Origin of the sequence: Trinickia sp. (assembly GCF_051953955.1) — a bacterium.
Classification (GTDB): Bacteria; Pseudomonadota; Gammaproteobacteria; order Burkholderiales; family Burkholderiaceae; genus Trinickia.
Genome location: NZ_JBQCIF010000121.1, coordinates 1 through 8,836 on the forward strand (window position 1 = coordinate 1; position 8,836 = coordinate 8,836).

Annotated in this window: 8 protein-coding genes, 1 tRNA gene and 1 pseudogene; 6 read left to right on the forward strand and 4 right to left on the reverse strand. The window is 62.4% G+C overall.

The features are described from left to right. Positions 1-505: 505 nt before the first annotated feature. From ACTHNZ_RS22285 to ACTHNZ_RS22300, 4 genes and pseudogenes are all read left to right on the forward strand, one after another. A complete protein-coding gene (locus tag ACTHNZ_RS22285) occupies positions 506-703 on the forward strand; it encodes a type II toxin-antitoxin system VapB family antitoxin (protein ID WP_440544756.1) in 198 nt (65 codons plus the stop codon). Then, positions 700-1,071, forward strand: a complete 372-nt coding sequence (locus tag ACTHNZ_RS22290; protein WP_440544757.1) for a type II toxin-antitoxin system VapC family toxin — start codon at positions 700-702, stop codon at positions 1,069-1,071. The genes ACTHNZ_RS22285 and ACTHNZ_RS22290 overlap by 4 nt, the downstream gene beginning before the upstream one ends. Then, a pseudogene (locus ACTHNZ_RS22295) lies at positions 1,070-1,213 on the forward strand (IS3 family transposase); the annotation flags it as partial. The gene ACTHNZ_RS22290 and the pseudogene ACTHNZ_RS22295, both read left to right, overlap by 2 nt. 22 nt (positions 1,214-1,235) lie before the next feature. Beyond that, complete coding sequence (locus ACTHNZ_RS22300) at positions 1,236-1,574, forward strand: DUF2127 domain-containing protein (RefSeq protein ID WP_440544763.1); 339 nt, start codon at positions 1,236-1,238, stop codon at positions 1,572-1,574. On the opposite strand, the gene ACTHNZ_RS22305 is transcribed toward ACTHNZ_RS22300, so the two are convergent. From ACTHNZ_RS22305 to acs, 4 genes are all read right to left on the reverse strand, one after another. Beyond that, positions 1,542-1,632, reverse strand: a tRNA-Ser gene (locus ACTHNZ_RS22305). The genes ACTHNZ_RS22300 and ACTHNZ_RS22305 overlap by 33 nt on opposite strands. 85 nt (positions 1,633-1,717) lie before the next feature. After that, positions 1,718-3,736 carry a sodium:solute symporter family protein gene (locus tag ACTHNZ_RS22310; RefSeq protein WP_440544758.1) on the reverse strand — a complete coding sequence of 673 codons (2,019 nt, stop codon included), beginning with the start codon at positions 3,734-3,736 and terminating at the stop codon, positions 1,718-1,720. Beyond that, positions 3,733-4,098, reverse strand: coding sequence for a DUF4212 domain-containing protein (locus ACTHNZ_RS22315; protein ID WP_440544759.1), 366 nt, complete (start codon positions 4,096-4,098; stop codon positions 3,733-3,735). The genes ACTHNZ_RS22310 and ACTHNZ_RS22315 overlap by 4 nt, the downstream gene beginning before the upstream one ends. 158 nt (positions 4,099-4,256) lie before the next feature. After that, positions 4,257-6,239, reverse strand: coding sequence for an acetate--CoA ligase (gene acs / locus ACTHNZ_RS22320; protein WP_440544760.1), 1,983 nt, complete (start codon positions 6,237-6,239; stop codon positions 4,257-4,259). A gap of 533 nt (positions 6,240-6,772) precedes the next feature. Between acs and ACTHNZ_RS22325 the strand changes: the two genes are divergently transcribed. Together ACTHNZ_RS22325 and bfr are read left to right on the forward strand one after the other, a co-directional pair. Then, entirely contained in the window at positions 6,773-8,308 is a 1,536-nt protein-coding gene (locus ACTHNZ_RS22325; protein ID WP_440544761.1) for a fumarate hydratase, read from the forward strand. A 175-nt stretch (positions 8,309-8,483) separates the two neighbouring features. Further along, on the forward strand, positions 8,484-8,836 hold a 353-nt coding region (gene bfr, locus ACTHNZ_RS22330; protein ID WP_440544762.1), incomplete at its 3' end, for a bacterioferritin.

Sequence of the window (8,836 nt, forward strand, 5' to 3'; positions counted from 1 at the left end):
ACCGGCAGTTTCGTGCATTCAAACAGACCACACCCGCCGTATATCGCCAAACATTCGCCGGGACCAACATAGCGTCCGAGGACGCGATGCCCCTAGAGTTCAGGCCGCTTTCTCTGGAAAAGCGCAGTTAGGTGCTTTTGATTCCACCGGCATCCTCCCGGTACCGGCTGCAGGCGCTTAGCCGGAATTCAGTAGACCCTGCGAGTGCTGTCCGGCGCTTTGCCATTGTTGTCGCCAAGGGAGCAACAGCGCTATCCGTTAGGACGGCCTCGGCGCAAAATATCACTGTCCATTTTCTGCATCCAACGTCCACGAACTGCATAAGGGTTTGAAGAAACAGGCGGACCAAGGGGCATTTGCGTTGGTCTTGACGCTCTCATCTGAGACGTCGCTCATCGACCATGATTTTCCAGACAATGTCTGGACGTTTCCTCCGCCTCCTCTCATATCGCACGACTTTAGACATCAATCGATGCTATAATCGTGCCTCACCACGGAGGTTGTCATGCGAACCACAATCGCTTTGGACGATGATTTAATCTCTCGCGCACAGGACTACACCGGGTTGAGCGAGAAGTCCGCTCTCGTGCGCGAAGCGTTAAAAGCGCTTATCGAGCGCGAAGCCGCGCGCAGGCTCGCTGCCTTGGGCGGTAGTCAACCGGGCATCACTGCTGCGCCTCGCCGCCGGCAGGAGCGCGAATGATCCTTGTCGACACATCTGTGTGGATCGATCACATCGATCATTCGGAGCAGATTATGGTCGACCTTCTGCTCCATGACCGTGTCCGGATCCATCCGTATGTAATCGGCGAAATTTCGCTAAGCAGTTTGCGCGACCGCTCTACCGTGCTTCGAGCTTTGAACGATCTGCCGCGAGTGCCCGTCGCCACGCCTGACGAAGTCTTCTATCTGATCGAGCAACAGCGGCTGTTTAGTCGTGGGATCGGCTACGTCGATGCGTCGCTGCTCGCCTCCGCGAAGCTACAGCCTGGCGTGACGATTTGGACGCGGGACAAGAGGCTGAAAAAAATCGCCGACGAGCTTGCACTGGCCGCGGTTCTGGGCCACTAGGCAGCAACGTACTGCGCAGGATAAGCCACGCCGAAGCCGGATGAGCGACGGCGCGCTGGTGGGGCATATCAAGACAATTCCCGCGCAGATCAAGGGCGAGTACGGCTGGCCGGGCATGTGGAAAGAGCTGGTTGTTCGCGGCTGAAAAGTTCGCCGCCATCTAACTGCTTGGGCATGGCGCGATAAAGCTTCGGTTGATCGCCGGCCTGCTGCGAGAGAGGCTTTGGTTTTACCCTGCCGCGATATCGATCTTCGGCTTGTTTATCGCTTACCAGCTTTATCGATATACGTCGAATGGCTCAGTGAGGCGGATCGCCAGCTCATTTTTGAGGACAACGCGCACTCGACCATGCAGAAAACCGCAGTTTCGGCAGGCCCCAGGGATCCAATTTCAACCGGTATTCGCGGTGTGGGTACCGGTGCGGGTAGAAACGAAAAACGGGCCGAGAGGCCCGTCGTTGCTTGTATCCTGGCGGAGAGAGGGGGATTCGAACCCCCGATAGGCTGTTAACCTATACACGCTTTCCAGGCGTGCGACTTAAACCGCTCATCCATCTCTCCGAGAGCCGCGCATTATAGCAGAGTCTTTCGCAGCGAGGGCTCATCTTCTCGCGGCTCCTACCATCACCCGCGTTTCCACCCCGCGTCACGGATGCCGAATATAGTCGACGAGCGCCTTCGTATAAGCATCCGGCGCCCGATCGATCAGACTCACGACGATCGTAGCGACGAACCCCGCCGGCACCCCGAACACCCCTGAACTGATCGGCTCGATCCCAAACCACCGCGGCCCGACGAACCCCGTCAACTGCCTGAAGTACGGGTACGTCGACACGATGTAATACACGCACACGCCCAACCCGGCGAGCATCCCCGCCACGGCCCCGCGCTTGGTCGTCCGCTTCCAGAACACACCCAGCACCAGCACCGGGAAAAAGCTCGAAGCCGCCAACGAAAACGCCGCCCCGACGAGAAACAGAATGTTCCCCGCATTGAGCGACGCGACATACGAAGCGAACAGCGCCACCCCAAGCAGCAAAATCTTCGATATCGTCACGCGCCGCTGGCTAGACGCCGCACGATCGACCATGTGGTAGTAGATGTCGTGCGACAACGCATTGGCGATCGTCAGCAACAACCCATCCGCGGTCGACAGCGCCGCCGCCAGCGCCCCCGCCGCAACCAGCCCCGAAATCACATACGGCAGCCCCGCAATCTCGGGCGCGGCCAGCACCACGATGTCGGGCCGCATTCGTATCGCCGACCACCGAATGATCCCGTCTCCATTGCCCCCATCGATCCCGATCAAGCCCGGCTCTGCGCGATGCCATTGCGTCACCCACGCGGGCCAATCGGTCATCGAGTGACCGACGAGATGCGTCATCACCTCATACTTGATCAACACCGCCAGCACCGGCACCGTGACGTAAAACAGTGCGACGAAAAACAACGTCCACGCAACCGAGCGCCGTGCCGAGCCGACGGAAGTCGTCGTGTTGTACCTCGATAAGATGTGCGGCAAGCTCGCGGTACCCAACGACAAGCACAGCAGCAACGACAAGAAATTGCGCTCGTGCGTGATCCGATCGTCGTCGTTCGCCGCAGGAAACGGCTCATACATCGGCACGGGATCCATCGCACGCGCCAGCAGATCGTCGCGCGCCTGCGTCCATACCACCCGCGCCGCCGCCACATCGCGCGGAAACGCCTCGAGCGCGACCTCGCGTTCATGAATATCGCGCAACGGCCCATTGCGACGCCGCAAGTCGTCGAGCTCGCGCATCAGGCGCGCCTTTTGATCCAGGTACGAGCCCGGCAATGCGGCGATCTGCGCATCGATATGCGCGGCCCGTTCCCGATACGACACGCGAACGCTGCGCTCTTGCGGCGAGTCGCGCACGATGCGATCGAGTTTCTCCATACGCGCCATCAACCGCCCATACGTCACCTGCGGCACCCATCCGAGCCCTTCCTTGTGCCCGATCATCGATACAGGGATCAAGAATGCGCTGATGAGAATGACGTACTGAGCCACCTGCGTCCAAGTGACCGCTCGCATGCCGCCGAGAAACGAGCAGACGAGAATGCCGGCCAATCCGCACGCAATGCCGATCGCGAAGTCGACGCCGATGAAGCGCGTCGCGATGAGCCCCACACCCTGAATCTGAGCGACGAGATAAACGAACGAGCAGAGAATGGCCGCCGCAGCCGCGATCCCACGCACGACGTTGCTCGAATAGCGCGTGCCGAGAAAATCGGGAATCGTGTAGCGCGCGAGCTTGCGCACATACGGCGCAAGCAAGAACGCGACGAGGCAGTAGCCACCCGTCCATCCCATCAAGTACGCCAGCCCGTCGTAGCCCGTGGCGTACAGCGAACCGGCAAGCCCGATGAACGAAGCGGCGGACAACCAATCGGCCGCCGTTGCCATGCCGTTGAACGCGGCCGGCACCCGCCGCCCCGCCACGTAGTATTCGACGAGATCGGACGTGCGCGACAACAATCCGATCACGGCATAGACCGCGATGGGCACGAACAAGAAGACATAGCCGACCCAAACGCCCGGGCCCGTCGCCTGTTCGATCCGCCACATCGTATAGATGAACACAAAGAAGCCGAGCGTATAAAGCACATACGCACGGACCAGCCGGCTCACGAGCGTCATCGCGCCGCCTCGTGCTCGGCATCCTCATCGTTCGGCGCATCGGACGCGGCGGCCTGCCGCAAGCGGCGGTCCGCGCCCGTCATCGCGACGATATAAACGGCGATCAGCACGAGGTACACAATGATCGCGCCTTGCGCACCGATATAAAACGGCAGCCGGAATCCCGCCACTCGAACGCTCGACAGCACGCGCGCAAGCAGCGGAACCACGAACGAGAAAACAAAACCGATCAGCATCAACACGCTGATCAAGACGACGTTGAAACGCCAGTAACGGCGATGGGCGAGCGCCATCGCACGCGAAACCGGGGGCGGTTCGAGCGTGCGTTGAACAAGGGAATCGAGCGTACGTGGCGCGGCCATGCGCCTATGTACCAAAAAGGGCCGGCACGGGCAATCGGGATTGTCCGTGCCGGCCCTTTACACAGCGCGGCGCCGCACCTCAATGCGACGTGAGGCCCGCGTTGCGTCCGCTCCCCGCTCCTTACAGCGAGCGCAAGCGAAGCGGCCACCTCCGCACGTCAGCGCGCTTGCGCGAGCTGTTCGAGGATCGCGGGATTTTCGAGCGTCGAGATGTCTTGCGTGATCTCCTCGCCCTTTGCCAGCGAGCGCAACAGGCGCCGCATGATCTTGCCCGAACGCGTCTTCGGCAGGTTGTCGCCGAACCGCACGTCCTTCGGCTTCGCGATCGGTCCGATCTCCTTGGCCACCCAAGCGCGCAATTCGTTGGCGAGCTTTGCCGCCTCCTCGCCTTCGGGTCGTGCCCGCTTCAGCACGACGAACGCGACGACGGCTTCACCCGTCGTATCGTCGGGACGCCCCACCACGGCCGCTTCGGCCACGATCGGATTCGCGACGAGCGCCGATTCGATCTCCATCGTCCCGAGCCGGTGGCCCGAGACATTGAGCACGTCGTCGATACGCCCCATGATCGTGAAGTAGCCCGTCTCCTTGTCGCGCACCGAGCCGTCGCCGGCGAGGTACAGCTTGCCACCCAGCTCCGCGGGGAAATAGCTCTTCTTGTAGCGCTCGGGATCGCCCCACACGGTGCGCAGCATCGCAGGCCACGGCCGCTTCACGACGAGGATGCCGCCCTGCCCGTTCGGCACGTCTTGCCCCGTTTCATCGACGATCGCGGCCATGATGCCCGGCAGCGGCAACGTACAGGAACCCGGCACGAGCGGCGTCGCCCCCGGCAACGGCGCGATCATGTGGCCACCCGTTTCCGTCTGCCACCAGGTATCGACGACGGGGCAGCGCTTGCCGCCCACTTGCTCGTAGTACCAAATCCATGCTTCAGGATTGATCGGCTCGCCGACGGTGCCGAGAATGCGCAGGCTCGACAAGTCGTAGCGCGCCGGATGCACGTTCGCGTCGGCCTCGGCGATCTTGATCAGCGAACGGATGGCCGTAGGCGCCGTATAGAAGATGCTGACCTTATGCTTCTCGATCATGTTCCAGAAGCGGCCGCCGTCCGGATACGTCGGGACGCCCTCGAACACTACTTGCGTCGCGCCGAGCGCGAGCGGCCCGTAGGTGATGTAGGTGTGGCCGGTGACCCAGCCGATGTCGGCCGTGCACCAGAACACGTCCGACGGCTTCCAGTCGAACGTCCATTTGATCGTCTGCGCCGCCCACAGCAAATAGCCGCCCGTGCTGTGCTGCACGCCCTTAGGCTTGCCCGTGGAGCCCGACGTGTAGAGCACGAACAGCGGATGCTCGGCGCTCAGCCATTCCGGCTCGCACGTATCGGATTCCTGCGCGACGGCCTCGTGCATCCACGCATCGCGCGACGCGTTCCACTCGATGGCCCCACCTGTGCGGCGATAGACGAACACGCTCTTGACGGCTTCGCATCCGCCCATCGCGAGTGCTTCGTCCGCAATGCGCTTGAGCGGCAGCGCCTTGCCGCCGCGCATTTGCTCATCGGCCGTGACGAGCGCGACGGCGCCGACGTCGACGAGCCGTTCGTTCAACGACTTCGACGAGAAGCCGCCGAACACGACCGAGTGCGGCGCGCCGATACGCGCGCAAGCCTGCATGGCGACGACGCCCTCCACGGACATCGGCATATAGATGACGACGCGATCGCCCTTCTTGACGCCGCGGCGCTTCAACGCATTCGCGAAGCGGCAAACGCGCTGCAGCAGGTCCTGGTAGGTGACGTTCGTGACGGTGCCGTCATCGGCCTCGAACACGATGGCCGTGCGATTGCCGTGCCCCGCTTCGACATGACGATCGAGACAGTTGTACGACGCGTTGAGTTCACCGTCTTCGAACCACTTGTAAAAGGGCGCGTCGGACTCGTCGAGCACCTTCGTAAATGGTTTGCGCCACGCGAGCGTCTCGCGCGCGAGCCTGGCCCAAAAGCCCTCGTAATCCCGCTCGGCCTCGGCCGTCAGCGCACGATAGGCGTCCATTCCCGAGACCGTGGCACCGGCCGCCGCTTCCGCGGACGGCGGAAACACACGGCCTTCGTGAAGAACCGATTCAATCGCAGACATCGACTACTCCCTTATCGACAAGATGAAACTCGAATCCGGCGACGGCCGCGCAGATCTGCCGCGAAACCGCGCCAAGGACATATGAAATGCCGCATTGCAACAACGAGGCGCGCGACGCGCCGCGTTCGCAAGAAGTCGTTGCAGAGTACCGCCGTCAACTTACCGGGTTCTTACATAGCGGGCCATCGGCCGTTCGGCCGCTCGCCCATTGCGTTCGATCGCCGCTCTCGTCGCGTCGCGCAGCGCCTTGCCCGTTCGGCAACATACCGCTTCCCATCATGCTAGCCGAACCTGCGGGCGCGCTTTGCCGCATTCGGGTTTACGCTGCCCTCGCCCGGTCATTCGGCCGGCCTAGCCGTCGCCCGTCGCTGCGCCGCTGCCTCGCTGCTGCGGCTACCGTCAGGCATCGACGGCGGGTGTGCGCCCGCCTCCGGTGCCGCCCGCGCCGGCGCGGTACAATAGCGCGATTTTTCGCGCGCTTTTCGGGCGCACACGTTGTTCGACTTGCCGCTCCGTCCCCACAGCCTTCAGCCATGACAGTCATCAAACAGGAAGACCTCATCCAGAGCGTCGCCGACGCGCTGCAGTACATCAGCTACTACCATCCGCTCGATTACATTCAGGCCCTCGGCCGCGCGTACGAGCTCGAAGAAAGCCCGGCCGCGAAAGACGCCATCGCGCAAATTCTGACGAACAGCCGCATGTGCGCCGAAGGCCGCCGGCCGATCTGCCAAGATACCGGCATCGTCACGATCTTCCTGAAGATCGGCATGGACGTGCGCTGGGGCAGCGAAAGCGGCCCGGCCACGATGAGCGTCACCGACATGGTCAATGAAGGCGTGCGTCGCGGCTATCTGAACCCCGACAACGTCCTGCGCGCATCGATCGTCAATCCGCCCGAGGGCGCCCGCAAGAATACGAAAGACAACACGCCCGCCGTGATCCACTACGAGATCGTGCCCGGCGATAAGGTGGACGTCCAGGTAGCAGCCAAGGGCGGCGGCTCCGAGAACAAATCGAAGTTCGCGATGCTCAACCCGTCCGATTCGATCGTGGACTGGGTGCTGAAGACCGTGCCCACGATGGGCGCCGGCTGGTGCCCGCCGGGCATGCTCGGCATCGGCATCGGCGGCACCGCCGAGAAGGCGATGCTGATGGCGAAAGAATCGCTGATGGACGCGATCGACATCCAGGAGATCATCGCCCGCGGTCCGCGCGATTGGATCGAAGAGCTGCGCGTCGAGCTGCACGAGAAGGTGAATGCGCTCGGCATCGGCGCACAAGGGCTCGGCGGCCTGGCCACCGTGCTCGACGTCAAGATCATGGCTGCGCCGACGCACGCGGCCTCCAAGCCGATCGCGATCATCCCGAACTGCGCAGCCACGCGCCATGCGCACTTCACGCTCGACGGCACGGGCGCGGCCCATCTCGAAGCACCCCCGCTCGACGCATGGCCGAAGGTGCAATGGGAGCCGAACACGGAGACGAGCAAGCGCGTCGATCTCAATACGCTCACGCCGGAGGAAGTCGCGAGCTGGAAGCCGGGCCAGACGCTGCTGCTGTCGGGCAAGATGCTCACGGGCCGCGACGCGGCGCACAAGCGCATCGCCGACATGCTCGCCAAGGGCGAAAAGCTGCCCGTCGATTTCACGAACCGTGTGATCTACTACGTCGGCCCCGTAGACCCGGTGCGCGACGAAGTCGTCGGCCCCGCGGGCCCGACCACGGCTACCCGCATGGACAAGTTCACCGAGACGATGCTCGCGCAAACGGGCCTCATTTCGATGATCGGCAAGGCCGAGCGCGGCCCCGTGGCCATCGACGCGATCAAGAAGCACAAGGCGGCTTACTTGATGGCGGTCGGCGGCGCGGCCTATCTCGTCTCGAAAGCGATTCGCGGCGCGAAGGTGCTCGCGTTCGAGGATCTCGGCATGGAAGCGATCTACGAATTCGACGTCTCGGATATGCCCGTGACGGTGGCCGTCGATTCGACGGGCACGTCCGTGCATCAGACGGGGCCGAAGGAATGGCAGGCCAAGATCGGCAAGCTGCCCGTCGTAACGGCCTGAGGCCGCTGCGTTAGACGTGGTTGCATCGACGAAGCCGGGCCGCGCGCCCGGCTTTTTCGATGGGCGAACGATGGGTGGACCTCTGCCGAACGGCCGACTTCCGGCGCGAAGCCTTGGCTTTTGGTCTGTCAGCGTTTATCGTTTGCCTTCAATGCCCCATGAAGAAGGAATCGGAATGCAAGGCGATAAGAAAGTCATCGAATATCTGAACGCACAGCTCAAGAACGAACTCACGGCCATCAACCAGTACTTCCTGCACGCGCGGATGTACAACCATTGGGGCCTCGACAAGCTCGGCAAGCACGAGTACGACGAATCGATCGGCGAGATGAAGCACGCCGACATGCTGATCGAGCGCATCTTCATGCTCGACGGCCTGCCTAATCTGCAAGATCTGCACAAGCTCTTGATCGGCGAGGAAACGAAAGAAATCCTCGAATGCGATCTCAAGCTCGAGCAAGGCTCGCAAGCGACCTGCAAAGAGGCGATCGCCTATTGCGAGTCGGTGCGAGATTACGTCTCGCGCGG

Excerpts from the sequence above, each read along its gene's own strand:
- ACTHNZ_RS22290 (WP_440544757.1), top strand. The coding sequence starts at position 700 with ATGATCCTTGTCGACACATCTGTGTGGATCGATCACATCGATCATTCG.
- ACTHNZ_RS22325 (WP_440544761.1), top strand. The coding sequence starts at position 6,773 with ATGACAGTCATCAAACAGGAAGACCTCATCCAGAGCGTCGCCGACGCG.
- ACTHNZ_RS22310 (WP_440544758.1), bottom strand. The coding sequence starts at position 3,736 with ATGACGCTCGTGAGCCGGCTGGTCCGTGCGTATGTGCTTTATACGCTC.
- ACTHNZ_RS22285 (WP_440544756.1), top strand. The coding sequence starts at position 506 with ATGCGAACCACAATCGCTTTGGACGATGATTTAATCTCTCGCGCACAG.
- ACTHNZ_RS22315 (WP_440544759.1), bottom strand. The coding sequence starts at position 4,098 with ATGGCCGCGCCACGTACGCTCGATTCCCTTGTTCAACGCACGCTCGAA.
- acs (WP_440544760.1), bottom strand. The coding sequence starts at position 6,239 with ATGTCTGCGATTGAATCGGTTCTTCACGAAGGCCGTGTGTTTCCGCCG.